Source organism: Sorangium sp. So ce124 (assembly GCF_051525235.1).
Taxonomy (GTDB): Bacteria; Myxococcota_A; Polyangia; order Polyangiales; family Polyangiaceae; genus Sorangium; species Sorangium atrum.
Genome location: NZ_CP150312.1, coordinates 1,995,312 through 2,021,507 on the forward strand (window position 1 = coordinate 1,995,312; position 26,196 = coordinate 2,021,507).

The 26,196-nt window shown below is 70.1% G+C and carries 20 protein-coding genes; 6 read left to right on the forward strand and 14 right to left on the reverse strand.

What is annotated here, in order from left to right; genetic code table 11:
• Window positions 1-68: 68 nt before the first annotated feature.
• From WMF19_RS07515 to WMF19_RS07545, 7 genes are all read right to left on the reverse strand, one after another.
• Complete coding sequence (locus WMF19_RS07515; protein WP_437898450.1) at window positions 69-1,130, reverse strand: hypothetical protein; 1,062 nt, start codon at window positions 1,128-1,130, stop codon at window positions 69-71.
• 209 nt (window positions 1,131-1,339) lie between these two features.
• Entirely contained in the window at window positions 1,340-2,365 is a 1,026-nt protein-coding gene (locus tag WMF19_RS07520; protein WP_437898451.1) for a hypothetical protein, read from the reverse strand.
• 83 nt (window positions 2,366-2,448) lie between these two features.
• Window positions 2,449-3,819, reverse strand: coding sequence for an RNA polymerase sigma factor (locus WMF19_RS07525; RefSeq protein ID WP_437898453.1), 1,371 nt, complete (start codon window positions 3,817-3,819; stop codon window positions 2,449-2,451).
• Window positions 3,820-4,162: 343 nt separating this feature from the next.
• Window positions 4,163-5,656, reverse strand: coding sequence for a hypothetical protein (locus tag WMF19_RS07530; RefSeq protein WP_437898454.1), 1,494 nt, complete (start codon window positions 5,654-5,656; stop codon window positions 4,163-4,165).
• Window positions 5,657-6,075: 419 nt separating this feature from the next.
• Window positions 6,076-7,131 (reverse strand): hypothetical protein, encoded by a 1,056-nt coding sequence (locus tag WMF19_RS07535; protein ID WP_437898455.1) that lies wholly within the window; start codon window positions 7,129-7,131, stop codon window positions 6,076-6,078.
• 276 nt (window positions 7,132-7,407) lie between these two features.
• Window positions 7,408-8,469 (reverse strand): PstS family phosphate ABC transporter substrate-binding protein, encoded by a 1,062-nt coding sequence (locus WMF19_RS07540; RefSeq protein ID WP_437898456.1) that lies wholly within the window; start codon window positions 8,467-8,469, stop codon window positions 7,408-7,410.
• Between the two features lie 154 nt (window positions 8,470-8,623).
• The gene (locus WMF19_RS07545) at window positions 8,624-9,625 is read right to left on the reverse strand and encodes a Vgb family protein (RefSeq protein WP_437898457.1); all 1,002 of its coding nucleotides are present in this window, start codon (window positions 9,623-9,625) and stop codon (window positions 8,624-8,626) included.
• Between the two features lie 1,173 nt (window positions 9,626-10,798).
• On the opposite strand from WMF19_RS07545, the gene WMF19_RS07550 reads away from it, so the two are divergent.
• Window positions 10,799-11,584, forward strand: a complete 786-nt coding sequence (locus WMF19_RS07550; protein ID WP_437898458.1) for an SDR family NAD(P)-dependent oxidoreductase — start codon at window positions 10,799-10,801, stop codon at window positions 11,582-11,584.
• A 114-nt stretch (window positions 11,585-11,698) separates the two neighbouring features.
• Here WMF19_RS07550 and WMF19_RS07555 read toward each other — a convergent pair whose 3' ends face one another.
• The 3 genes from WMF19_RS07555 to WMF19_RS07565 form a co-directional block, all read right to left on the reverse strand.
• Window positions 11,699-14,002, reverse strand: a complete 2,304-nt coding sequence (locus tag WMF19_RS07555) for a di-heme oxidoredictase family protein (RefSeq protein ID WP_437898459.1) — start codon at window positions 14,000-14,002, stop codon at window positions 11,699-11,701.
• A gap of 79 nt (window positions 14,003-14,081) precedes the next feature.
• A complete protein-coding gene (locus WMF19_RS07560) occupies window positions 14,082-15,659 on the reverse strand; it encodes a DUF1552 domain-containing protein (RefSeq protein WP_437898461.1) in 1,578 nt (525 codons plus the stop codon).
• Between the two features lie 52 nt (window positions 15,660-15,711).
• On the reverse strand, window positions 15,712-17,166 hold the full coding sequence (locus tag WMF19_RS07565) for a DUF1592 domain-containing protein (RefSeq protein WP_437898462.1): 1,455 nt from the start codon (window positions 17,164-17,166) through the stop codon (window positions 15,712-15,714).
• A gap of 351 nt (window positions 17,167-17,517) precedes the next feature.
• On the opposite strand from WMF19_RS07565, the gene WMF19_RS07570 reads away from it, so the two are divergent.
• Window positions 17,518-18,354, forward strand: coding sequence for a LamG domain-containing protein (locus tag WMF19_RS07570; RefSeq protein WP_437898463.1), 837 nt, complete (start codon window positions 17,518-17,520; stop codon window positions 18,352-18,354).
• Between the two features lie 3 nt (window positions 18,355-18,357).
• Here the strand turns inward: WMF19_RS07570 and WMF19_RS07575 are convergent, their stop codons facing one another.
• The 4 genes from WMF19_RS07575 to WMF19_RS07590 are packed head-to-tail and all read right to left on the reverse strand — an operon-like array spanning window position 18,358 to window position 21,078.
• The gene (locus tag WMF19_RS07575; RefSeq protein ID WP_437898464.1) at window positions 18,358-19,377 is read right to left on the reverse strand and encodes a hypothetical protein; all 1,020 of its coding nucleotides are present in this window, start codon (window positions 19,375-19,377) and stop codon (window positions 18,358-18,360) included.
• Between the two features lie 9 nt (window positions 19,378-19,386).
• Window positions 19,387-20,301 carry a hypothetical protein gene (locus WMF19_RS07580; protein ID WP_437898465.1) on the reverse strand — a complete coding sequence of 305 codons (915 nt, stop codon included), beginning with the start codon at window positions 20,299-20,301 and terminating at the stop codon, window positions 19,387-19,389.
• Complete coding sequence (locus tag WMF19_RS07585) at window positions 20,294-20,920, reverse strand: RNA polymerase sigma factor (protein ID WP_272101007.1); 627 nt, start codon at window positions 20,918-20,920, stop codon at window positions 20,294-20,296. Before WMF19_RS07585 ends, WMF19_RS07580 begins: the two co-directional genes overlap by 8 nt.
• The gene (locus tag WMF19_RS07590; protein WP_437898466.1) at window positions 20,917-21,078 is read right to left on the reverse strand and encodes a glycosyl hydrolase; all 162 of its coding nucleotides are present in this window, start codon (window positions 21,076-21,078) and stop codon (window positions 20,917-20,919) included. The genes WMF19_RS07585 and WMF19_RS07590 overlap by 4 nt, the downstream gene beginning before the upstream one ends.
• A 1,014-nt stretch (window positions 21,079-22,092) precedes the next feature.
• Here WMF19_RS07590 and WMF19_RS07595 point away from each other — a divergent pair.
• From WMF19_RS07595 to WMF19_RS07610, 4 genes are all read left to right on the forward strand, one after another.
• Window positions 22,093-22,611: a hypothetical protein gene (locus WMF19_RS07595; protein WP_437328108.1), complete on the forward strand. Its 519-nt coding sequence runs from the start codon at window positions 22,093-22,095 to the stop codon at window positions 22,609-22,611.
• A 1,221-nt stretch (window positions 22,612-23,832) separates the two neighbouring features.
• Window positions 23,833-24,534, forward strand: coding sequence for a hypothetical protein (locus tag WMF19_RS07600; protein ID WP_437898467.1), 702 nt, complete (start codon window positions 23,833-23,835; stop codon window positions 24,532-24,534).
• Complete coding sequence (locus tag WMF19_RS07605; protein ID WP_437898468.1) at window positions 24,525-25,562, forward strand: hypothetical protein; 1,038 nt, start codon at window positions 24,525-24,527, stop codon at window positions 25,560-25,562. Before WMF19_RS07600 ends, WMF19_RS07605 begins: the two co-directional genes overlap by 10 nt.
• Before the next feature lie 167 nt (window positions 25,563-25,729).
• Window positions 25,730-26,191, forward strand: coding sequence for a response regulator (locus tag WMF19_RS07610; protein ID WP_437799633.1), 462 nt, complete (start codon window positions 25,730-25,732; stop codon window positions 26,189-26,191).
• Window positions 26,192-26,196: the final 5 nt, after the last annotated feature.

The window sequence follows — 26,196 nt, forward strand, 5'->3', positions numbered from 1 at the left end:
GGCCGGCGCTCGGCCGCCGCCCCCGCCGGAGCCGCCGCCGCCCGGCGGGAGCGGCGGCTCTGGCGAACTCAGGCGATGCAGCAGAACGTGGATGGCTCGGCCGGCTGGAGCTCGCCGACGGGCTCGCCGCCCTGCGGTGCGCACGCGCCCGGCTCCACCGCCACGACCGCGGCCGACTTGCTCCCCAGGCCTACGCCGGGCGGTGTCACAACGCAGAACGGGACGCTCGAGCTGACGAGGTTCGACGCGACCAGGTCGGTGCACGCCGCGTCGCGGTAAACGGACGCCATGATCGTGCACGAGGCGCCGGTCGCCTCGCCGCAGCTGCAGGGGGTGCAATCGCGGCCGTCGAGCACGTCCTTGTAGAAGACGTGCCTCTGGGCGTAGCCGTCCGGACAGGAGGCGTCGCCCTCGTGGTAGATGCAGGTCAGGAACGCGGGCGGCGCTGCCGGCGCGCACGTCGTCGCGTCGGCGCACGCGGTGTGCGCCCCGGCGACGCAGGCCGCCGCGCGCGTCGCCCACCAGAGCGCGTTCTGGGGGATGGGCTGCGGGACTTCGATGCGCGGCGTACACGCACCGGCCGTGATCGAGGGCGCCGCGATCGCCAGCGACTGCACGCAGGGCTCGCCGTTGCAGTCCTGACCGGCGGGGATCGCGCCATCAGCGGTGCAGGCGCCGTCCCATGCGTCGGGCGCGGCGAACGGCGTCGCGACAGCGTCGGGCTCGTCGCCGGGGCATGAGGACGACGACGCGGCGGCCCACGCGGTGGGGAGCGCGCACGAGACCTCGGGCGGGTCGCACGCGCAGGTCGGGCACGTCTTCGGCACCTGCTGGAGATCGGCGAAGCCCTCGTACCCGATCGTCGGCGCGTCGGCGGGGCAGTCGGGGGTCGCCTCCGGCGGGCCGAACCAGAGGAGCGCCGGGCCGGACCAGCCGAGCGGCGCGGGGGGGACGCACTGACCGGAGCACAGCGCGCTGTGCGCCTGACCGCCGTCACCGCCCTGACCGCCAGCGCCGCCCTGACCGCCGTCGCCGCCTTGACCGTCAGTGCCGCCCTGACCGCCGTACTTCTCGCACCACTCAGGATAGAGGACGCGCTCTTCGTCCGAACATGGGCCCTCAATGACCACGGGGGCTTGGGTGCAGCTAGCGGCTAATAGCACTCCGGCAAAGGCGAAGCCCATCACACGCATGCGTCGTACCCTATATGAACGATGGTCCTCAGCGCAAGGCGGCTTTCTCTCAGCAGGCCTCGTGCGCGTTGAGCATTCCCTGAATCGAGGAAAATTTCTCATCCTTCTCACCTTGGAGGGCAGATAGCTCTGCCGCTGGATCCGCCTCATAGGTTCATTTGTAGACCGATCCCGAACGCCACACCGAGCGCGGGAGCGCTCCAGGTCGTGCGCTCTGATTCGGCGATGCCTCCACGGCGGAGGAGTGACGCATCGACCATGCGCTGAACCGCCTCGGCAGTTCCGTACCCAGAGAGGCCCTCTGACAACGGCCACCTGACGCCGGCTCGCGCGCCGATTCCGGCACGAAGATGCATCACCGATCTCGCGGTTCTTGGAGCTTCGGGCACAGTACGGAGCACGCCGAGCTCTCCGACCCCGCACGCGAAGAGAAAGTGCCGGTGAAGGCACAGGGCACCGTTCGCGGTGAGCGCCGATGCCGTCACGCGCACGCCCTCCACGTTGGTCGCCAGTGACGACAGCCCGCGGGCTTCCAGCGCGACCGACCATGCCGGCCAGCGTCCGCCGACCGACAACGTTGGACCGACGGCAAGGCCGGGCGTCAGCCCCAGCGCGATCGCGGCGCCGGCGCCAACGGTCCATCGGAAGCGCTCCGCCGCAGCTTGCCCCGCGCTGCTCGGGGGCGGCGTCCGCACCGGCGACAGCTCGCGCGCGGGCGGCGCTTTGTCTGGCGGACGCGCGGGCGGCGCCTTGCTCGGCGGCGGCGCGGGCTCTTCCTGCGGGGCCGGCGCTGCCTGCGGCGGCGGGAGCTCGCCCGTGTCGTCGAGCTGCACGGCGATCGATAGAGCCACCGTCGAAACCAGCGTCTTGCAGTCGCCGCGGGTCCTGTAGTCGTCGGCCCAGAGCACCAGGCCGCGGCGATCGCGGAGGTATATCGACGCAATGAGCTCGCCCTGCGCTTGTTCTATCGATGTCGCCATCGCGAGCGGAGACTCCGCGTCGAAGGGGTCGAAGCCCATGCGCCGGGCGATCTCCGCGCGCAGGAACTGCGCGTCGGGGCAGCGCTCGGTGCCTGGGCCGCGCGTGAGCTCGATCCGCACGCGGGCCCGGCGCGGTCCGGAATCGGCCCGGACCGGCGCGGCCGCGAGCTGCGCGACAAGGGGCGCGACCATCCAAGCGAACGCTGCGCGCCATGCCTGCTTTCCCCGTCGAGGGGCGTGCGACGCGACGCGCGCGTGATGCGGCGGCTCTGCGCTCATCGCCGCTCGTGCCCCGCCGTGCCGCCGGTCGTCGTCACCGGCAGCGCCTCCGTCCTCGACCGAAGCCGCTCGCGCAGCAACGTCAGCCGGCTCCGTGGAAACCGCTGTGCGTGCGCATCGATGTGCTCGAGGGCGGCGGCGCGCTCGCCGTGCAACAGCGCCTCCTTGGCCGCATCGAGCAGCGCGAGCTCCTCGCCGAGCCGATCCTGGCTTTGGTCTGCGGGCGCCGGGGCGTGCGTCGAGGCGGCGGGCTTGCGCTGGCCTGGCCCCTCGGTCGTCTGTGCTGCGGGCGCTCGGGGGCCCTGGGTGTTGTCGGAGCGCGTGGCGTCGTCGGAGCGCGGCGCTTCATCGAGGACGCCCCGGGGTCGTGGCTCCGGCGCCGGGGCCGGGTGTGTGCTCCGCGCGATGAGGAGGGGTATCGCGACGAGGCCGAGGTGGCGAGCCCAGGTCACCGGTGCTGGAGCGAGCGCCGTGGCCAGGAGCACGCCGCTGGCGACGCCTGCCGCACCCCACCCGAGCGCCGAGCGAAGGGCCCGCGTGAGGCGTGCTCGCCACCGTGTCCTATCGAGGCGTGTTCGGGAGCGCGGCGCGGCCGGGTCGCTCGCGGGCAGGATCGTCTCGCGGAGCGAACGCAAGGAGGTCGCGGAGAACAGCGGGAGCACGAGGACGCTGGACCGGAGCGCCTGTTTCTCCTCGGGGCGCAGCCGCTTCTCGGCGGCGCGGTAGTCCCGGCGCGCGAGGCGCAGCCGGCTCGCGGCGGTGTGCTCGTTGAGCGAAAGAGCGCGCGCGATCTCGCGCATCGGGACATCGTACGCGTCGGCCAGGAGGAGGATGGCGCGGCGCTCGGGCGCGACCTCCGACAGGAGGCGGATCGCGAGCGCGAGCCGCTCCTTCGCGGCGATGTGATGCTCGCTGCTCGGCGCGGCGTCTGCCCGCTGGAAGCAGTCGGCGTCCGCGAGCCCTACAGGCACCTCGCGGCACCGGTAGGCGCGCTCCAGGTGATGACGGACCTGCCGCCAGGCGATCCCGAAGAGCCACGACGCCTCCGCTCTCCAGTGCTCGCCGAGGCGCTCTGGTCGAGATGGATCGGGCGTGCCCGTGGGTGTGCTGCGCGGGCGAGGAGGTGTGTCGCTCGGCGCGCTGTCTGCGGCGACGGCGGCCTGCGCGGGCGCTGCGGCGTAGCCCAGCGTGTCTGGCGAGTCCAGCAGGGCCGCGTCGCGCGCGCTGCTGGCGCGCATGGGGTCGTACCGGGGGAAGCTGCGGTAGGCGCCCAGTAGGACGTCCTGGCACAGGTCGTCGAGGTCGTCCTCGGCGACGCCGAGGAACCGGAGCATGCCAGGGAGGACATGAACGGCGGTTGTGTGCATGGATGTCCAGGCGCTGTGCTGGACCAGGGCGGTCGGAGGACGAGAAAGGCTCATGCTAAGGATTACGGGGCGTTTCCCGCGGTCGTCACAGAATCGAGCCGGGCCGAAGCCACTGCGATCTACGCGCCCCTCGAGAAAGGCTCCGCGGCCCTCGCCTGCTGGATCGGCACGACATCACCGCAACCTGTGCCAGCTCGCGCCATCACCGCTCCGCCGTACGCCACGGGTCGGGCGGCGCGGTGGGGTCTCCGTGGCCAGACGTCTGGCTGTCCATGGCCAGACGTCTGGCCGTCGGCGCGCCGGGGGCGGACCCGGGCGGCGTCAGCGAGGGAGAAGGATCGGCTCAGTGCGCGCCGTTGGCCCGCGTGAACGGCATGGTCACGCCGTTGAGGATGCGCGTCGTCTCACAGACGCGGCGCCAGGGCTCGTGGTACGAGAACACGGCGCCCGTTCCCGCCGGGTCCGGCACGGTGAGCTCGGTGCCGGGCGCGGGCAGGCCCGTGGGGCCGCCGGCGGGGATGGGTGGTGAGGCGAGGAACGGCGAGACGCCGGACTGCGCGCCCGCCGGGCGCGGGTGGATGTGGGTGAAGGGCGTCGCCAGCTCGGTCGGGCTATGGCAGCCGTTGCAGGTGGCGAACGCGAAGTGATGGCGCTCCACCGGGAGGAGGGGAGTTGGCAGGGTGTGATCCCAGAACGGCCCCGGCGCGGGCGGCGGCGGGGGCGAGGTCGACTCGCCGCCGAGCATCGCGGGCGGGACCGGCGTCTGGATGAAGTCAATCAGGTTCATCGATCCGGTGAACAAGGCGTTGGCGTCGAGGTAGCCGTCGAGCACGCCCGACGCATTGAGCGAGTCGTCCGGCGTCTGCTTGGTCGTGTCCGGCAGGAGCAGCGCGGCGTTCGGGCCGAGGCCGACCTGCTGAAGCGTGCTCTCACGGAGCTTCCAGTCGGGCCCGAAGACGATCTCGTTGGTGCGCACCTGGCCGATGGCGCTGCCTGCGTTGAGCGCGCCGGGCTCGGCCCCGGGCGAGGTGATGTCGGTGAGCAGCGACTCGAGCACGGCGAGGTATGAAGGCGAGCCGATGGGGCCGAGCGTCGGATCGCTCAGCTGGTGAAAGTCGTTGGCCCAGTCGAAGGTCGTGGCCGGAGCGCCGCCGCGTTGCGAGGGGAGGAGGTACTCGAAGATGACCGTGGCCGGGAGGGGATTGCCGCTCGGAAGATCGAAGATGCCGAACACGAAGCGCACCTCGCCCGGGCTCGGGGGGCCGCCGTAGAGGGGCGCGGGGTCTTGCAGATCCGCGCGGTTGAGGATCGCGAGTAGGCGGAAGGGCGCTTGCTGGAGATCGAGCGGGCACGCGCCCGCGCCGACGATGGGCGCGCCCGCCGGGCAGCCGCTGGCGACGAGCCAGGGATCGATGAGCACGGGCCGGATGCCGGGCCGCGCCGGTGCGGCGAAGCCGTTGACGACGAGCGGCACCTCCCACTGATGCAGCCACTCGGCCACGAACTGCTGCGGGGGCGTCGTGCCCGCCATCTGGCTCATGAGCGCGCCGAAGGTCCACGCGCCCGGCGTACCGCCGAACGGGCAGAAGCCGGACCAGGTGGTGCGACAGGGGTCATCGACGACGGCGACGTCGCGGATGAGCAGCTCGCGGTCGAAGTCGACGGGAAAGGCGAGCGACGGCCATAACGCGGGGTTGAGGTAGTCGCAATCGGAGACGATAGCTTGTGCCGCCTCGCCGATCGGGCCCTCGTCGCCGGAGCCCGAGGTGCGGGAGTCGAGGGTGCAAGCGCTTATCGCCAGGACGGCGAATGCGCATAGGATCGATGTTTTTCGCATGGGAAAGGCGTCCTTTCTTGCGCAGGCCGCGGCCTGGTGACCGCCGGAGCGCACTGCGCGAAACGCCGCGCCCCGAGAGATTCCGGATGCGACGCGAGGGCATGGAATGATTGTATGCCCAGCTGCTTGGGCGACGGCGGGTTGGAGCTTTCGTGTCGGCGGGCCTCGCAAGGGCTGAACGCTCAGCGCGGTGCGGCGGAGTCTCCTCGCTGGGTCTCACGTCCTCGTGCGCGGATATGTGGATGCGCACCGATCCTTGCTAGATGTAAAGTCGCCATCTCTCGCGGCGCACGGCGCTCAGCGGGTGATGAGGAGGGGGCGTGCCTGAGCGCACCGCGCTGGCCATGTGCGTCGAACGGAGCGCGCCTGCCGCGATGGCTCGCGCGGCGCGCTCCGTCCTTCGTCATCAGCCTATCAGTTCACGGCAGGCTGCTGTTGCGGGGGCACGTGGTGCCGGTGGCACCGCACTCGAGAGGATTTCCCGGGTCACACGCGATGAAGCCGGCGTCCGTCAGCGCGTCCTCGAAGTTCGCGGGGTTCGCGATGATCCAGTTCAGGAAGTTCGTCTCGGCTGTAGCGCGAGATCCATTGCCCTCGTTGAGGTACAGGAAGCGAGCATACTTGTACGGGGTGCCCCCGTTGTTGACGAGATAGCGGATCGTGGTAGGGGTCGGGGCAACGCTGTCGATGCTGAGCGCCTGGGCACCCGCCGTGGCCGCGTCGAGGCCGGCGTACGCGAGATTGTTGACGTCCTTCGCGGCGATCTTGCCCATGCAATCGGTGACCGAGTCGGCGACCAAGCAGGTCCACGTGGCCGGGGGGGTGAGTGGGGGGAGTCCCACGCCCGTGAGCGACGAGGTCCCCGCCGCGTCGCTCTGGAGCCGCGGTCCGGTCGTGGAGTTCTCCTCCACAGCCTCGATGCCCGGGCACCAGGAATAAGGTAGAGTGGTGGAGCAGGAGTTGAGGGACCTGAAGGTGTCGGTCGTGCCCGAGATGTCGTCACGGCGATAGAGCTTTGCCCCGGTCCACGGAGCTGTGCAGGTCCCGCAGTACGCATTTTTGACAGCCGCCGACGACAGGTTGGAAACGGGCGCGGAGGCGTTCGCCCACAGCGCGACGGCGTCGAGCGCGATGCGATTGCTCTTCTGACCACTGTCACAAGAGCCCTTCAGGTCCCTGGACATCGGAGCGATCGTCTGCGCCTTCGTGTTGCAGGGGGCGGCGCCGGTGCCTTCCAGGCACTCCTCGCCTTTGCTCGACCCGGTACCGAGGTAGTCGAGGGCGCAATTGCACCGAATGATCGTGTCCGTGATCGCGTTGAACAGCGTGTCCGACCCGTAGAATTCCGTGCCGTTGATCAGCGCCTCCTGAGACTCGCCGAGGACTTCCTCGTCCGTGCTGCCCACGGCGCACGCCGCGAGGCCGAGGACCGAGAGCGCCGAAAGGACCAACTTGCCCATCTTCTTCATGTTCATCTCCATCGTTCAGAGTGACGGTGCGCCTGTGCACCTCGATCGTCTCGGTGCACCGGCGCCCATCGATCGAGCCAACAATCCAAGGAAAACCGCCTGGCCGCCGAAACGCTCGCCGGCAGACGGTGAAGTCGCTGCCTCCCGCGGCGCACGGTACTTAGTGGGTGATGGGAAGGGGGAGTACCTGAGCGCGCCGCGCTGGCCATGTGCGTCGAACGGAGCGCGCCTGCCGCGATGGCTCGCGCGGCGCGCTCCGTCCTTCGTCATCAGCCTATCAGTTCACGGCAGGCTGCTGTTGCGGGGGCACGTGGTGCCGGTGGCACCGCACTCGAGAGGATTTCCCGGGTCACACGCGATGAAGCCGGCGTCCGTCAGCGCGTCCTCGAAGTTCGCGGGGTTCGCGATGATCCAGTTCAGGAAGTTCGTCTCGGCTGTAGCGCGAGATCCATTGCCCTCGTTGAGGTACAGGAAGCGAGCATACTTGTACGGGGTGCCCCCGTTGTTGACGAGATAGCGGATCGTGGTAGGGGTCGGGGCAACGCTGTCGATGCTGAGCGCCTGGGCACCCGCCGTGGCCGCGTCGAGGCCGGCGTACGCGAGATTGTTGACGTCCTTCGCGGCGATCTTGCCCATGCAATCGGTGACCGAGTCGGCGACCAAGCAGGTCCACGTGGCCGGGGGGGTGAGTGGGGGGAGTCCCACGCCCGTGAGCGACGAGGTCCCCGCCGCGTCGCTCTGGAGCCGCGGTCCGGTCGTGGAGTTCTCCTCCACAGCCTCGATGCCCGGGCACCAGGAATAAGGTAGAGTGGTGGAGCAGGAGTTGAGGGACCTGAAGGTGTCGGTCGTGCCCGAGATGTCGTCACGGCGATAGAGCTTTGCCCCGGTCCACGGAGCTGTGCAGGTCCCGCAGTACGCATTTTTGACAGCCGCCGACGACAGGTTGGAAACGGGCGCGGAGGCGTTCGCCCACAGCGCGACGGCGTCGAGCGCGATGCGATTGCTCTTCTGACCACTGTCACAAGAGCCCTTCAGGTCCCTGGACATCGGAGCGATCGTCTGCGCCTTCGTGTTGCAGGGGGCGGCGCCGGTGCCTTCCAGGCACTCCTCGCCTTTGCTCGACCCGGTACCGAGGTAGTCGAGGGACGCGCTGAGCCCCGCCCGAGCGATCGCGTCAATCGTCGCGTTGAACAGCGTGTCCGACCCGTAGAATTCCGTGCCGTTGATCAGCGCCTCCTGAGACTCGCCGAGGACTTCCTCGTCCGTGCTGCCCACGGCGCACGCCGCGAGGCCGAGGACCGAGAGCGCCGAAAGGACCAACTTGCCCATCTTCTTCATGTTCATCTCCATCGTTCAGAGTGACGGTGCGCCTGTGCACCTCGATCGTCTCGGTGCACCGGCGCCCATCGATCGAGCCAACAATCCAAGGAAAACCGCCTGGCCGCCGAAACGCTCGCCGGCAGGCGGTCAAGTCTCTATCTCTCCCGATGCGTGCCGCTCAGTGGGTGGTCACCGTGCGGATCTTGCCGAGGCGGCTCCCCCCCGCCTCGGTGAACCAGAGGTTGAGGAAGCCACACCCCTGGAGCGTCGGGACCAGCGTGAGCCCGAGCGGACGAGAGCCCGCGATCGGGAGAGCGAACTCGGTGATGACGCCGCTCGTGGTGATGCGTCCGATCTTGTCCACGGACTGCTCCGTGAACCAGAGATTGCCGTCCACCCCGAGCGTGATGGACGAGACGCCGAGGCCCAGCGCGGGGAGCGCGAACTCCGTCACGGTTCCGTTGGTGTCGATATTCGCGATCTCGCCCGCCGTGGTGAACCAGATTTTGAGGTCGGGACCGAGCGTCATCGCGTTGGGGCGCGCGGCCGAGGGCGGCAGCGGGTACTCGGTCACGGTCCCGGACGTGCTGATCCGCGCGATCTTGTTCCCGCGCGACTCCGCGACCCAGATATTTCCGTCGACTCCCGCCGCGATCCCGCGCGGTTGGCTGCCGGCAGTCGGCAGCACGAACTCGGTGATCACCCCGTCCGGCGTGATGCGTCCGACCTTGTTGCCGAGGACCTCGGTGAACCACAGATTCCCGTCGAATCCCAGCGTGATCGCGGACAGGCTCGAGTTGCTCGTCGGGATAGCGTACTCGGTCACGACGCCGGTCTTCGTGATCGCCCCGATCTGGTTTCTCCCTGCGTCGGTGAACCAGATCCGGCCATCCGGACCGACGGTGATGCCGACCGGGCTCGCGCCGGCCGCGAGCGGGTACTCGGTCACGGTGCCGCTGGAATTTGCGGCCCCGATCTTGCTGCCGGAGAGCACGGTGAACCACACGCGGCCGTCAGGGCCGAAGGTGATGTTCCCCGGCGAGGCGTTCGAAGGAATGGCGTACTCCGTGATGTCTCCCGCGGACGCCGCCGGGCAATACCCGGCGCTCGCGGGCTCCGCCTGCGCCACGAGGGCGGCGCCGACCATCATCGACAAGGCAACAATCGACTTCTTCTTCATTTCATTCTCTATCAGGGTTTGAGGTTGAGAGCGTCTCGCGAGATCTCCTGTCACGAATCTGTGGATGCCGCGGCTGCGCCGCGTGCAGGCGTTACTCGTCGAAAGCGTCGCTCCGCGCGCTCTCGCTCGCTGCCTCTTTTCGCTCACGCTCGTCAGCGGCCCGTCACGATCCCGCTCGGCGCCCCATTCCGAACTGCGTTGGCAAACTGCGTGCACACACGGTGCTTCCCCCATTCCCTCCCCGGAACCGGATTCCGTCCTATATCGATTCGCACCTGCTTGCTCGTAGAACGAGCCACATGACCACGGAGAAAATTACGTTCCGTGCGTAAGTGGAGTGTCGGCGCCAGGCGCGCGATGAGTACGCAACGCCGAGACCGCGCGCCGGCCGGACACGCCAAACAGGTTGGTTGAGCGGCCATGGCTGCATGGAGCCGATGGCCGGACCCATTCGGGTCACCCCACGATCGCGAACTGCCGCCGCGACGCTACCAGCCGGCGGAGCGAGGACGAGCCGCGCTCCTGCCCCCGCTGGTCACCCCGCGTCAAAATGCAATGGTGACACGCTCGAGCGCTCACGCATTCGCGCGATTCGGGCGCGTCAATGCAATCGAGACCCACACATCATAGCTCGCTATGCGAGGAGAAGGCCAGCCACCCCCCCCCCCGGCGGCTTCGTGTGGGGCGGACTATAATCGGCGCGAAGAAGAAATGCGCGAAGTTTGTGTTACGTATTACCGAACTGTGTCCTGTGATGGCGTGATCCTGTTGTCCTCGGTCGGTGAGCTGATCCATTCGAGACCGATTCGGCTGTCATCTCTGCGACGGTCCTGTGCCGGAACGGTAGAACGCAAGCATCGGATATCGGTGCTCGAAAACGATTCGGCTGTCAACTCTGCGACGGTCCTGTGCCGGAACGGTAGAGCACCAGCACATCGCTGCTCGAGAACGATTGGGCTGTCAGCTCTGCGACGGTCCTGTGCCGGAACGGTAGAACGCCATCGCCCGATACTGCTGCTCCCGCGAGAGCAGGCGCCGCGCCTTCAGGCAGCTGCGCACGAAATCGGGGAGGCTGGGATCGCGGCGCCGGCTGCCCGCCCCCTCGCCGTGCGGCAGGCGGCCGCCAGCAGCAAGTCTCTCCTCGCGATCCGAATGTCGTGTACTCTCGCCGACATGGCTCCCGTCGTCGTCATCACCGGTGCATCCAGCGGAATCGGTCGATCGCTCGCGTTCTCCTGGGCGAAGCGCGGCGCGCGCGTGGTGCTGAGCGCGCGCGGGCGAGACGCGCTCGAGGGCGTCGCCTCGGAGGTGCGCGCGGCGGGCGGCGACGCCCTCGCGGTGGCCGGCGACGTGACCGTCGCGGAGGATCGCAAGGCGCTCTGCGAGCGGGCGCTCGGCGCGTACGGCCGGCTGGACGTGCTGGTGAACAACGCCGGGCGCGGCTACTACACGCCGTCGATCGAGATCGACCCCGCCGAGCTCGAGGCGATCTACCGGCTGAACGTCGTCGCCCCCGTGCACCTGGCGCAGCTCGCGATCGAGCCCCTCGCGGCCACGAAGGGCACGATCGTCATGGTCTCCTCGATCGCGGGGCTCGTCGCCGCGCCGCGTATGGGCCCGTACGCCTCGTCGAAGTTCGCCCTGGAGGCGCTCGCGATGTCGCTCCGCGCGGAGCTCTCGTCGCGCGGCGTGCGCGTGCTGGTGGTGCGGCCGGGCCCGGTCGCGACCCCATTCCACGCGAATTCCGTCGTGACCGACGACAACGTCGGCTATCGCCCGCCCGGCCACAAGAAGCAGAGCCCGGACGAGGTCGCCGAGATGATCGTGCGCGCCGTCGATGCGGGCCGCGACGTCCTGGAGACGAGCCTGTTCGTGAAGACCGCGAGCCTCGCTGCCCGCGTGGCGCCCGGCCCGATGCGCTGGCTCTCGAAGCGGATGGCGCGCCGCTCGGGGTTCTGAGCGGCGCGCGCCCCCCTGCGCCGGGAACGCCGGGCGGGTCGAGCACCCGACCAAGCGGTAAGGACGGCGGGGGCGGGGAGAGGGCGCTCGGAGCGAGCGCAGCAGGGCGGGTGCTCAGAGCGAGCGCAGGAAGGCGACCACCGCGTCGCGATCTTCCGCGGGGAGCGCCATGAAGCGCTGCTTCGCGGCGTCCGCCTCGCCGCCGTGCCACAGGATCGCCTCGACGACGTTCCGCGCGCGGCCGTCGTGGAGCAGCTGGGTGTGGCCGTTCACGGCCTCGAGCAGCCCGATGCCCCACAGCGGCGGCGTCCGCCACTCGCGCGGCCCCGCGAGGTGCTCGCTCGTCGACGTGTCCGCGAGCTCTTCTCCCATGTCGTGCAGGAGCAGATCGCTGAAGGGCTGGATGAGCTGATCCCGCAGCTCGACGAGCGGGTGGCGGCTCCCGGTCTTCATCGAGGGGACATGGCAGCTCGCGCACCCTGCCTGGCTGAACAGCGCCTCGCCGCGCTGGACGGCCGGGTCCGCCGTGTCGCGGCGCGGCGGCACGCCCAGCATGCGCATGTAGGTCGCCAACCTGTCGAGATCGTCGTCGGAGAGCTCGGGATCTCCGCGCGTGCCGGCCTGGCAACCCGTCTGCGCCTCGCCGCACTCCTCGACCGGGAACAGGCTCGTCGTCACGCCCATGTCCGCCACCAGCGCGTCGGCGACCTGATGCGGTACGCTCACCTTGCTCGCCTTCCAGCCGAAGCGCCCTATGCGCAGCGCCCCCGAGACCGGGTCCGGGATCAGGTTCGGACGGCCCGAGATACCGTCCTGGTTGCAGTCTATCCCATCTGCGCGCTCGAGCAGCGCGTCCTCCGCGATCGCCTCGAGAAGGCCCATGCCCACGAGCGGGCGGGCCACCCGGACCGAGTAGCTCGCGATCGGCCCTGCGGAGAGCCCGTCGAAGCGGAACGTGGGCTTTCGCAGGACGTACGGCGTGCCATCGGGGAACTGCCCGGGTTCCTCGGTGTAAGCCACGGTGGCCGTGCCCTCGCTGGCGCCCCCGCCTTGCGCCTTGTCCTGGAGCTGCCGGCCGTAGCTTGGATCTGCGGTGGGCCGTCCGTCCGCGTTCGCTCCTGCGCCGAACACCTTCACGACGGCCGTCTCCATCGCCTCGCCGGGCTCGGGCGGGGCGCCGCGACCGTTGTTGACGTGGCAGCTCACGCACGCCGCCTGGTTCGAGAGCGGCCCCGCCTTGCCGGCTTGCTCCTCGAAGACGGGGTTGCCGCCCTCGCTGTGCTCGCCGGTGGCAAAGTCCGTATGGAACAGGCGGCGCCCCTCGAGGAAGGGCTGGATCGAGCTCTCCTGGATGTTGAGCGCCATCTGTTCGTAATAGAGATGAGGCTCCTCGTAGATGTACGGTATCGTCCCGTCGCCGCCCGACAGGGCCACTTCGTTCGGCTCGTTGAACGGCGTCAGCTCGCCGCTGCCGACGCGGTAGCGGAACGTGTCGCTGTAATAGCTCGTCCTCCCCTCGACGGTGCCCGCGTCAAGGAACACCCCGAACTCGAACTCGAGCAGATCTCCCGCGCGGATCTCCCTGCTCTCCCTGGCGTTGCGATCCACGACGAACTCCCAGTGGGTGCTCGTGATGCGCTCCATGCCGTTGTTCGAGTCGAACACGTTGCCCTCGCCCGAGTACCAGCAGCGGAAATTGATGGTCTGGTTCATCGACGCGTTGGCCTTGGGGAGCCAGGTGAATTTGATGGTGCTGCCGCCCGCCGGGATCGTGTCCTCGACGATGAACTTGTAGCTCCGGTTCTCGAAATAGCGCGGCTGGTAGGGGCTGAACTCTTCCTCTTTCTCGTGGCGCCCGCGCACGCGCCCCGCGGCCTCGAGCGTGATCGTCCCATCGGCAGCCATCGTGGTGATCGGCCTGCCCTCCGTCGCCGAGGGGAACAGCGGGGAGATGTCGCCGTCCACGCCGGAGCACTCGCCGGGATCGACCTGGCCGCCGTCGCAGGCCGGCGCGGGCGGCGCTCCCGCAGAGAAATAAGCGTAGATCGCCTCGATGTCGGCCGTCGCGATCTGCTGCTCGCCGAAGGCCGGCATGCGCGCATCCCCCGTGCGCACCTGCGCCGTGAACTCCTCCAGGGTGCCGTCGAAGGCGAACAGATCGGGGAACCCGCCGGTCGGCTTGCCGTGGGCGCTATGACAGCCGCCGCAGTTCAGCGCGAACGCCTGCGGCAGCGCTGGCCCGTCGCTCGTCTCCACGCAGGGCGGTTCGCCTGGCCGACCGCCCCCGTCGCCCGGCGAGGGCGACTCCGGCGAGGGCGACTCCGGCGCGGGAGACGCGGACGACGGGTCGCTCGAGCACCCGAGCTCTGCTGCGCAGGTCACGAGCAGCCCGAGCGCGACATGGAGACCCCCGGACACCAACCGACGTGAGCGGCTTTCGAACATCTCGTTTCGACCTCCGGTGTGAGCCCATCCATCGAGACCGTGACCCGCAGAGCTACCGCAGGATCTCCTCGAGAAGCGCGTTCGGCACGCCGCGGCGATCCTCGCCGAACGACGCGACGCCGAGGTTGTAGTACTGGTTCATGATGGTGAACCACAGATCGCGGAGCTGGCGATCCTGGCCGAGGGGGCCATACGCGACGTGCGCGTCGTTCAGGAAGACGCCGTCGCCGCCCAGGAGGACGATGGGCAGATCGTACGCGTCGTGGTCGTGCGTACGCATCTCGCTCATGTAGACCATCACGGAGTGATCGAGCACCGTCCCGTCCCCCTCGGGGATCGCGTCGAGCCGCTGCGCGAGCTGCGCCGTCTTCTGGCCGAGCCAGCAGTTGATCGCCGCGAAATCGAGGTTGCTCTCCTCGACGACCGCGTAGCGGCCGCCCTCGTCCGTTGTGCCCAGGTTGCCGGGGCCGTGCTGGCAGGCGTGATAATGGAGGCTGCTGCCCTCCCTGTACTCGAGGCCCACCTTCGCGCGGACGTCGGCCGGGATGCACCGGTACTCGAACTCGGAGCGCGCGTCGTCGAGCATGTGGGTTATCACGCGCGTCACGTCGCATTGAATCGCCATGACGATGAGATCGATCATGACGTTCGCGTGATCGTCGTGTTTGTACTCGCCGGCTTCCGTGCTGTCGTTCTCGTTGAGCCCCTCCTGCTGGCCCGGCGGCTCGGGGACGACTCCGGGCTCGCCGATCGGGCTGCAGCCCAGGCTCGACGGGGTCATCGTCGACTGGATGCGGGTCACGTTCTTCTCTGTCTCTCGCAGGGCGTCGAGGTACTGCTGGACGACCTTGCGATCGTCGGAGCCTACCTTGCGCATGAGCGAGTTCGCGTCCGCGAGCACCGCGTCGATGACGCTCTTCTCGGTCGCCGCGCGGCGCTCCGCCTCGATCCTGGCCTGCTCGTCGGTCTGCCCTGGCACCGAAGGCGCGCTCGCGGCGCCCGCGTTGATCAGCGCGTCGAACACCGCCTTCGGGTTGACCGAGCGCTTCAGGGGCTCGCGCGGGCTCTTCCAGGAGACGGCCTGATTGTAGGCGTAGCTGCGCCCGTCGAAGAAGCCGGGCTTCACCCCGAGCCCCGTCTGCAGCGACGGGATGCGGGTCGCCTGCTCCGGGCCTGCCTTCTGCACGATGAGCTGGTCGACCGAGACGCCGTTGCCCACCCACTCGCCGAGGTCCTGCCCGGCGGCCCTCCCCAGCTCATCGGCGTCCACGCAGGTCGACAGCGCGGCCATGCAGCGCGAGTGGGACGGCTCGAGGAACGCGTTCTGCTCCTTGCTCCACGTGTGGTTGCCGAGGCGGCTTATCATGAGCATCTTCGATTTCACCGGCGCGAAGTGCTCGAGCACCCTCGGCAGCTTGAAATCGGCGCCCTTCAGCGTCTTGCCGAACGCGGGCGCCGTCTCCCACCAGTGGTGGGGCGCCCCGTTCGGGAACGTGCAGAGCAAGAAGCGCTTCGGCGTGCCGGGCTCCCCGGCGCGCGCCCTGCGCGGGGCGAGGCTCTCGAGAAACGGCAGCGCCAGGCAGACGCCCGCGCCGCGCAACAGGTTCCTGCGTGTCATTCCGCGTTTCATGTGCGCATCGCTCCTTCGTGCCTGGTTCCGTGAGGAAACAACGCCTGCGGCTTCACTTCGCCCCGACCTTCGCCGCGCGGAGGCGGAACGCGTCGCTGGTCACCACCTGCTTCACCAGATCCGCGATCGTCCCCTTCTCCCAGCGCGCAGCGATCTCCTTGAGCGTGTCCCTGTCGCCGCCGCTCGGGCGCCGGCGCAACGCATAGGTGAAGAGCTGCTCGGAGGGGCAGATCCCCAGCTGAGGGTCCTTCTGGAGCTCCGGGATGAGGCCCGAGATGTCCTGGAACTCCGCGCTCCCGTACTTGCCTGTCGCGTCGACAGCGTCGCCGTTCGGATACTCGGTCCGGTAGGCGCCGATCGCATCGAAGTTCTCGAGGCTCAGCCCGATGGGATCGAGGAGATCGTGACAGCCCGCACAGTCGGGCGACTCGCGGTGCTTCTCGAGCTTCTTGCGGACGTTGTCGACGGGGCCCGAGTCGCCTCCCGCGGCCTCGAGCTCCGGGATATCCACGCCGGCGGGAGGGGCCAGGTCGGCGCAGTAGAGCTGCGCCAGGATCGTCTTCGCGCGGGACGTGGGGGAGGTCCGCTCGGCGCGGGAAGACAGCGTGAGGAACGCGGGGAGCGTCAGGAACCCGCCGCGCCCGGCCTCGGGGTCGTTCGCGTAGAGCGGCGCGAGCAGCGGGCTCTCCGGGTGGGGCGCCGTCAGGAACTCGGACCACGGCCGCTCGCCGGTCGTGAAGCCGGTGAAATAGGCGTTGGCCTGCTCGATCATCGCGCCCTTCACCTCGTCGTTCCAGCCCGGGAACAGCGTCGTGTCGACGGTGTGGCTCGGGAGCGTGCGGGTCCCGAGCCACTGCCCGAAGAAGTTCTGGAAGAACGCGGCGCTCTTCGGGTCGGACAGCATGCGATCCACCTGCTGCCGGAGCTCGTCCTCGGTGGCCAGCTCGTCGCTCTCTGCGGCGTCGAAGAGCTCCTCGTCCGGGAGCGAGCTCCAGAGGAGGTACGAGAGGCGCGACGCGATCTCGTGGCCGCCGAGGGCGCCCGGCGATCGCTTCGAGTCTGGGCCGACCTCGATCCGCAGGAAGAAATTGGGCGACGTCAGCAGGGTCCGGACGACGTGCTGCACCGCCTCGACGGGGGACATCTCGAGGGTGGTGCGCGCGTCGTCGTACTGCGCCGCGTACCGGTCGACCTCCGCCGCCTCGAGCGGGCGCCGGAAGGCGCGCAGCCCGAAGCGCTCGATGATCTCGCGCGCGCACCCGTCATCCGCGCCCTCCGCCGGGTCGCATACGAGGATCCGGGCGCGCTGCGCCTCGTTCGAGAACGCGTCGGCCGCCAGCTTCTTGGCGGCGTCGTAGTACCCCTGGACGAGGACCTGCGAGAGGCTCGAGAGCGCGCTGGCGTTCGCGTCGAAGCCCTTCGCGCCGGAGGCCGGGAATCCGTCCGCCGGCCGCAGGCGCGTGCCCAGGAGGTGGGCGACCGTGTTGTTGTACTCCGATGCTGTCATGTGGTGCAAAGGCATCCCGCCTGGCGCGGCGGCGTCGTCTCCCGGTTCCAGCCCCGGTCCCGGAGCGTCGTCGGCTCCGAGGATGCCAGTGCACGAGATGCTCAAGAGACATCCCCCGGCGACGAGCCAGGGACTTGCGAACACTCGGTCAAGTCGGCACATCATGGTCGGCTCCCGCGTGTGGAATCAGCACTCTCCCCCTCGTTGCCGGGGCGCGCGCCTTTCGTGATCGAATCGACCGCACGCCCGCGCTAGGATCAGCCCGTGTCGTGCGCGCGGAAGACTACGATGATGGCGCTGCTCCTCGGCTTATCCGGATGTGGGGCAGATGTGGAGATTGCGGTGGGGCGTATGACTCCGACGTCGGCTGTGGGCGACGGCGGGGAAGGTGGTAGTGGCAGCGGGGAAGGGGGGCGTGGTGGTGGGGCGCCGAGCGGCGGTGAGGCGGGGAGCGGCGGCGAGGCGGGCAGCGGCGGCGAAGGGGGCAGCGGCGCGGCCCCCTGTGATGCGCTGCCGGCGCTGGCTCATCGGTACACGTTCGACGGGGTGGGGGAGGTCGTCGCCGATACGGTGGGCGGCGCCGACGGCGAGATCTTCGGCGGCGCGAGCCTCGACGGCGGAGGGGTGCTCACCCTTGACGGAGAGGACGACTACGTCGATCTGCCCGCGGGTCTCCTCACAGGGTTGAGCGACGTCACCGTCATGGTCTGGGTCGCCCGCAACGGCGGAGGGGCGTACCTGCGCGTCGTCGACTTCGGCATCGGCAGCACAGGTGAGGATCCCGTCGAAGGCGACGCGAGCGTTGGGCGGTCCTACCTGGTCATCACCCCCTCGACGGGCTTCGATCCGCCGGGTATCGCCGCGCTCGCGAGCGACAGCGGCGCCGCGGGTCAGGTGCAGGTCACCACCGAGCCCACGCTCGATGACGCCGAGATCCATCAGCTCGCCGCGGTCTTCGACGGCGCGGCGGGGACCCTGGCGCTTTACCTCGACGGTGCGCTCCTCGGCAGCACGCCGGTCGGCTTTCCGCTCTCGGCCATCCAGGACGCGAACAACTGGCTGGGGCGGTCCCACTTCGATCAGGATCCGTATTTCGGAGGGCGTTACGACGAGCTGCGCCTCTACCGCGGGGCGCTGGCCGGCTGCGCGATCGAGGCCGCGTGGCGCGCGGGCCCGGACATGCCCTGAGGCTCAGAAGGCCAGCGCGAGACCGAGGCGCGCGCTGAGGCCTACGGCCGGGGGGCGGTAAACGATGCCGTCGAGGTTCTCGACGACGAAGCGGGGCCGCCTCAGCGGGACGACGGCGTGCAGCGCGCCCTCGACGCTCACGGGAGCGGCGATGCGCCATTCGAGCAGCGTCCCGAGCCCGGCTGCGAAGATCGGCGTCGTGAGGGTGAAGGGCTCATCGACGTCCCGCCCCCTGGAGCGGAGCCAGTGCTGGCGGCCGAGCGCGCAGACGTAGACGCGGATGGGGCGCTCGAGCGGGAGCGCGCACGCGTCGACCTCGAGGAACCAGAGCCGGAACTCGGCGCCTGCAGCCTGCCCCGCGATGTGGCTCGAGCTCGACGGCACCACGCCGGCCGCGCCGTCCGCGCGGAACCAGCCGCTGCGGATCCCGCCGCCTGCGGCGAGCCCGACGCCGATCGTCGGGACGAGCGCCTGCTCGAGCTGCGCGCTCACCCAGAGCGCTCCCTCCACGTCGCGCTCGTTCGCAGCGGACGGCTGCGCCGGCGCGGGACGTGGGCGGCGCGGCGCGGGAGGCGGCAGGCGCGGCGCGCTGGCGGCGGGGGCGGCGACCGCCTGGGGTGGCGCGGGCTGCGCGGCAGCGCTCCGCGCGACCGCGTCGGGATCGATCGACATCGCGACGATCAGCGCTGCTGCCCGCGACATGGACGCGCAGTCGTCGCCACGGATCACCCGCTCGCCCGGCGCCGGCGCGCGGATGCGCAGGTCGAGCCGGAGGCGCTCGCCGCGCTCGCGAGCGATCGCGATCTCGACCTCGATCGGCTGGCGCTGCTCCGACGTCCCCAGCAGCCGGGCGATCTCGTTCCGGACCTCGTCGACCGGCGGGCACCCCTCGGGCGCTTCCCAGCGAAGATCGATGGTGCGCGGCTCGGCGGGCGCCGCGAGCGCGCGCGCGGGCAGGAGCCCTGCCGCGACGATCAGCGCCGGCAGGATCGACGGCGCATGCGCCCACCTTGAGACGTGCACCCGCGCACTCTACTCCTCCTGTCCGCACGCGGCGCGCACGCGCGTCGCGAGCGGCGAGCCCGGGCTCTTCGCGAGCAGCCTCGCGGCGATCGCCCTGCCGGACGACGCGCGGCCGGAGCGGCAGAGCGCGATCGCGCGCGACGCCTCGCGCTCGGTCGAGAGCACGCCCCTCGGGTACCGGCTGGCGTGCTCGTCGAGCTTCGAGAGCGCCTGCGCGAACTGGCCCGCCTGCAGCGCCTGCTGCGCGTCGCGGAGCAGCGCGATCTCCGCGTCGAGCCCCTCGGAGCCCTGCCTCGCGGCGGCCGCCGTCCGTGGCGTGCGCGGCGCGATCGCGCGCGCTGTAGCGGCCCCGGGCGCGGCGCTGGTCTCGGCGGGGGCGCTGGCCTTGTCGGGGCCGTCGGCCTTGGCGGAGGCGCTCGCCTCGGCGGGCGCAGGCGTCTCATCGCCCAGAGCGCTGGAGGGCGCGGCGGCGCGCTCCGCTCGGGGCGCCTCGGCCGCGCCCGTCGCTGCTTCCAGCGCGCGTTGCGCATCGGGCGCCTCGCCCGGTGTCGACAATGTTGGGAAGTAGAGCGCGGCCCCCGTCGCGAGTCCCACGACGAGCGCCGCCAGCCCGATCTTCATCGGGGCGCCGAGCAGCGTGATGGCCGCGCCTTTTGCGACCGCGGTGCTCGCGCCCGCGGCAATGCTCGCGGCGGCGGGACCGACCGCGTGCGCAGCCGCGCCGGCGCTCGCTGAGCCGGCGGCTCCGGCGCCCGCGGCGCTCTCGGCGCTCGCGGCAACGGCCGTGGCCGTGGCCGCCGTCCCCGCGAGGCCGAGCCTCGCCCACACGGCCGCGCGCATCCGACGTCTGTCGTCGTCGGTCGGCTCGTCCTCGTCACGAAGGGCGTTCAGGAGCGCTCGCTCCCCGGCCCGCAGCTCATCCATTGCGGCCTCCTCGGATCCTGGCGTGGTGGCGGTGCACCGCGTCGGAAAACGCCTGTCGAGCGGCCCTCAGCCGCGCATAGACGGTGTTGACGTTCACCCCGATGCCCCGCGCGATCTCCGCCGCCGGCATCTCTTCCAGCTCGGCGAGGAGGAGCACCACGCGCTTCTCCTCGTCGAGCGACGAGAGCAGCTCGTGCGCGACGCGCGCGGCCTCCGCCCTCGTCATGGCCTCGTAGGGGCTGAGGCTGCTCGGCCCCGCGAGCAGCTCGGGATCCACGGTCTCTCCTGTCCCGCGGTGGGCGGGGCTCTTGCGGCGCAGCGATCTCCGGTGCGTCTGCACGACGTTCACGACGATCCCGAAGACCCACGTCTTCAGCGACGAGCGGCCCAGGAACTCCGGGAGCCGCCGGTGCACGACGACGAACACCTCCTGGCACACGTCCTCGTGCGCCGAGGCGTCCACGCCGAGCCGGCGCACGGTCCGCCAGACGAAGGGGAACATCTCCTCGTAGACGTCGGCGAAGTCGAGCGGCGCGGCCTGCACGCCGGCCGCCGGGACGGCGGGCACCGCGCCGGCGGGCGGAGGCGTTGACGGAGCGACCGCCGCGCGGGCCGTCACGAGCTGCACTCCTCCTCGTGGCGCAGCGAGACGTAGAGCTCGCCGAGCGTGGTGAGCTCACCGCGCGCGCCCAGCAGGTCCACGTGGGGGATCGCGTCGGTTCGCCTGGAGAACCAGGCGTACCGGAAGACGTCGGGGTCCGATTCGAGGAGAGGCACCGCTTCTCGCATATACGTCGCCTGCGCTTCGGGCGACCGATCGCCGCTCGTCTCATGGATATTTCCAGTGCCGCCGCTCCCGGTCGCGGCTGAGGGGAGCGTTTCCTCCACGCAAGCCACGGAGAAGAGGATCCCGAGCAGGGGGCTGATACCGCAGAGGAGGGCTTGGCGAGCTCGGCGCATGGGTCGAGGGGCTGGTGACCGGTGCCGCCGCGTTCCGTGAAGGAAAGTGGAGGGACGGGGGGCGACGTGCATCGGGCGGTCGTCGATGGGCTGGCGCTCCACGGCTCGCGGGCGGATCATCCGCTGCGGCGCACCGCGGCCGACAGCGCGCACCTCCGGGCGCTTGACGGCCGCGAGGAGTGCGCCGAGGAAGATCGGATGACACCCCCTCGCTGGCTTGCCGCGCTCGCGGCGCTCACCGTTCCGTTGGCGGTCTCGGCGACGGCCTTGACCCAGGGCGACGCTCCCCTCCCGCCGCCTCCTCCTCCAGAGCCGCTCCCGTCTGCCTCCGCGCAGCCAGCACCGCCGCCGTCTCCTGCGCCGACCCCGGTGCAGCCCGCGCCTGCGCCCGCGCCAGCGCCTGCGCCGACCCCGCTGCCACCCGCGCCTGCGCCGACCCCGCTGCCACCCGCGCCAGCGCCGACACCCGTGCAACCCGCGCCAGCGCCGACACCCGTGCAGCCCGCGCCAGCGCCGACCCCGGTGCAGCCCGCGCCAGCGCCGACACCTGTGCCGCCCGCGCCAGCGCCAGCGCCTGCTCCCACGCCGTTGCCGCCGCCATCTCCCACACCGGTGCCGCCTGCGCCGCGGCCTGCGCCCGCGCCGCGGTCCACACCCGCGCCTGCGCCGCCGTCCGCGCCGCGGCCTGCACCCGCGCTCGCGCCGCCGCCTGCGCCGCGGTCCGCGCCGGCGGCGGACACGCCCGCTCCGGAGCCGCCCGCGCCGGTTCCGCCGGCTCCGGCCGCTCCCGAGGAGAAGCCGACGGAGCCCGAGGACGGCGAGAAGGACGGGATGCGCTTTCGTTTCGGTACGTCGCTCAGCGGCGGGATCATCGAGTCACCCACGGGCGCGGGGGCCGTCTTCGCGCTCTCTGGCCGGCTCGGTGTCCAGGTCAACCACTATTTCGCGATATACTACCAGAACACACCGATGGTGACGCTCACCCCCGAGAGCACCGAGAACAGCGCTGGATTCGAGGCGGGGTTCATCGACTACAACTCGGTGCTCGCGGGCTTCACGCTGTTCCACTTCCTCGATCTCGGCGCGGGACCCTCCATGGATTACGTGGCCGTCGCGACCTGCGGCGCGGAGGTCCCGGAGGGCGGCATCCCGCTCCCGAGCGCCGGCTGCGAGAGCACGGCGGCCTGGTACTTCGGCGCTCACGCGCGGGGCGCCCTGATCCTCGGAGGCCTGGCCGGGAGCGGCGCGCGGCGGAGCGGCTTCGCGATCAGCGCGGATCTCCACCCGGTGTTCCTGCCAGACGGGCCGACGTTCACCTTCACGCTGGGCCTCGGCAGCGAGTGGTACTGAGACGACGGCGCGCCGGAGCGCGGCGCGCCGCGTCGCCGGGCGAGCCGCTCCGCTCGCCCGGCGCTCCGGGCAGAGGCGGGCAGCGGTTTGCCCGGCCGCTGGCTGAGTACTGAGTACCCTTCGAGTGGAACCTTCGTTCTCCAGGTCACGAGAGTTCCTTGCAAATATGCCGGGTCCCAGGGCGCTCTGCCTCACGTCTGCGCGGCGGCCGGCGCCAGCGTCTCTGTGGCGCGCCATCCGCTGTGATCCGCGACACCCCGACCCTGCGGCCGCGGTTCGCGAGGGTTGCTGTGCGGCGACCGGATGGACTACAATCCCGTTGTCGGAGCGATTGTTGGCGGGACGCCGCACCGGAGAGCGGGACGCCGCGATCGTCCTGCGCCAGCGGTAGGCGGCAAGCAGAGCGCCAGCGGTAGGCAGTAAGTAGAGCGCCAGCGGTAGCCGGTAAGCAGAGCGCCAGCGGTACGCGGTAAGTGGATCGCGCGCGAAGCGCGAGTCTTCGATCTCGTTGGCGGGGAGCGGCGGCGCACCCGGGGATTCTGCTGTTTGTGCATGACAAGGTGAAATTACCGAGCATCACGATGCACCATCGCTCACCATGTAGGCCGACGAAGCATGATGTATCGCGCGAATCCGGGGCGCCATCTGCTGCTTTCTCCGAGGTGCCGTCTCTTGCTCCCGCGGTGCGGGGGGCATGGCGCCCCTGGGGCTCGAGATCGAGCCCTGACACCGAGGTGCGTGAGGAGCGTGTCAAGCGCTCTCCTCGGTGTTTGGCGCGCGCGGCGGCGCCGGCGCGGTCGTGCTGGCCGGCTGCGGGCGGGGGAGCGGCCGTCGGGTGTCGTCACCCTCTCCGACGTCCCCATTTCGCCAAGCTCGGTGGGGACGCGGGGGCGCCTCCCAGGGGGCGCTTGACAAAGAGGGTTAACCATCGGCTACGCTGCCTACCATGATGACCGGGAGGACATGAGCCGGGTGGAAACGAGCTGCAGGCGCTCCATGGGGGCACGGCGGTCAGCGATCGAGCGGGCCGTGGGGCACCTCGCGTGTCGAGCGCGAATCGCAACCCGCTGGGCGTCATCGTGGATGCCACGAAATAACCGCGCGGCTCCTCCGGTCCGGCACGGGGGATTCCGCTCACTCCTCAGGACTCTCGCCGAGCGCGCTTGGCCCGACAGGACCGGAGTTCCGGCTCGCCGGTGGCTCCGATCGAAGCGCGCGCCGATGGTCCTGCTCGGGGCGGCGCTGCTCATCGGGTGCTGCCTTCTGCTGCTCAGCCCGCCGACCACGGCCGGGCCCGTGGCCACGCTCTATGTGTATGCGGTGACACCGCTTCGCGCTCGCGCCCTCGAGCAGAAGATCGAGGAGTCGATGCCCGGCGTCGATGTCACCGTGTTCGGAAAGTTGAGCGATTTCAAAGCAGCGCTCGAGTCGGCGCCGCCCGACGCGGCCCTCTCGCCGAAGCCGGTCCTGGCTTCGCTCAATCGGACCGCCGACATCCAGGGCGTGAAGGCCGGGAGCGACGCGGAGCAGTACCTCCTGGTCTCGACGAGGGCGCTGACCAAGGAGATGCTCTCGGGTCTCAGATATGGGATCGTCGATCTGGTCGAACGAAAATCGCTCCCTAAGTTCGTAGCGGGGCTGCTGGGTGTGAGCGCTGCGCCCGAGGTCCAGCGCGTCACGAAGATCGAAGATCTCCTGCAGCTGCTCCAGTTCCAGACGGCCGACGCGGTCCTTCTCCCGGAGCGATTTCGTTCTGACTTCGAGTCGAGAAGCAAGATGACGTTCACGATCCTCAGCCTCTCGACGGCGAAGGTCGGGCTGGTGGCGGTCACGTTCCTGAGCGAGCGCCAAACGGTGGAGAGCGCGATCCGGAGGCTCCCGAAACACGTGCTCGCCGATCTGGGGGTTGACGAATGGAAGTAAGGTCGACGCGTCCCCTCTCTCGGCGCTCGCTGCTGCGGGCCTCCGCCCTCGCGGGGCTCGTGCTGTCCCTGAGCTGTTCGTCGGGCCCGGCCACGCACGTGGCCAGCGACCCGGCGCCGTCGCTCAAGGCGCCGACTCCGGACGCGAAGCCGGTCATCTCCGTCATCGCCCCCTCGGACCCGCAGCTCGACGACATGCTGAGATCGCTCCGCGTCGAGCTGTCCCAGGAACACAATGTCATCACCTCGCTGCTGCGCAGCGAGGACTCGAGCCCTGACCTCGTGGCGCGGATCGTGGCCCGCGATCGTCCGCAGGCGGTGGTGCTGGTCAACAACTCGACCGTGCTCCTGTATCGCGAGTGGGCGCGCACCGTCCCGACCCCGCCGGTCGCGCTGATCCTGATGGCGTCCTTCGCGGAGGAGCTCCAGCGCACCGTCCCCAACTCGGTCGCCATCTCTTACGAGGTGCCGGCGGTCACGGCCATGGTGGGCCTGCGCACGCTGGGCCTCGACGCTCATCGGGTCGGCGTCGTGTACCGCCAGGGCTTCGCGGATCACATCGCGCGACAGGAAGCGCTCATGCAGGTCGAGAAGCTGACCTTCGTCAAGGAAGAGCTCTCGAACAAGCCACGCGTGCAGGACCTCCGCGCCGCGCTCGTGAACCTCCAGCGGGCGAAGGTCGACGCGATCTGGCTGCCAAACGACAATGGCCTGCTGAGCCCGAGGTTCTTGACGAACGTCTGGCTGCCCTATGTGGACCGGCTCGGCGCTCCGGTGGTCGTGGCCGTGCGTTCGCTCGTGAACGAGCACGCGGAGTTCGGGACGTTCGCGGCCATCCCCGACACCCAGGCGCTCGCGGTGCAAGCGGCGGATCTCCTCTACGAGCTCGCGGACGCGGACTGGAAGCTCCGGTCGTCGGGCGTCCGCCTGCCCATCTCGGTGAAACGCCTGGTCGACGTGAGGCTCGCACGGCGCTTCGGCCTGAATTCCAGCCAGTTCGGCCAAGTTGACTTTCTCATCGGTAGGTGAGCGCGTATCGGGGGGAATGGAGGCGCCGTGCGATTACCTTTCCAACCGGGCACATGGTCACGATGCGACGGGCTAGCTCGAACCATCGAGCTCCCCGGCTCGCCTGCCATCTGCTCGTCGCATGGGGAGCGTCGCACGCGTAGCTGCCATTCCTGGAGCGCGCCGTCATGATCCGGGTGCTCGTGATCGATGACGACGACATCGCTCGCGAGGCGATGCGCGCCGTCCTGGTCAGGGCCGGCTTCGACGTGGTCGAGCTGGCCACGCCCATCGGCGCGACGGCGGTCATCAAGCGAGACAAGATCTCCGTGGTCGCGCTCGACATCAACATGCCGACCATCAACGGCGACAAGCTGGCGAAGCTGCTCCGCGACAACGCGCAGCTCTCGAACCTGGGTATCGTCCTCGTCTCCAGCTGTGATATCGACAAGCTGAGCGCGATCGGCGAGAAGGTCGGCGCCGACGGCATCGTCTCGAAAGCGAAGCTGCACGTCGCGCTGGCGCCGGCGGTCGAGCGCGCGGTGGCCGCGCGCGCCGGGAAGACCAGCCCGCCGCCGCCCTCGTCTGCGGGGTCTTCTGCGGCGTCGTCCTCCTCTAACCCGCCGCCCTCGATGAGGCGTCCAAAGTAGAGTGC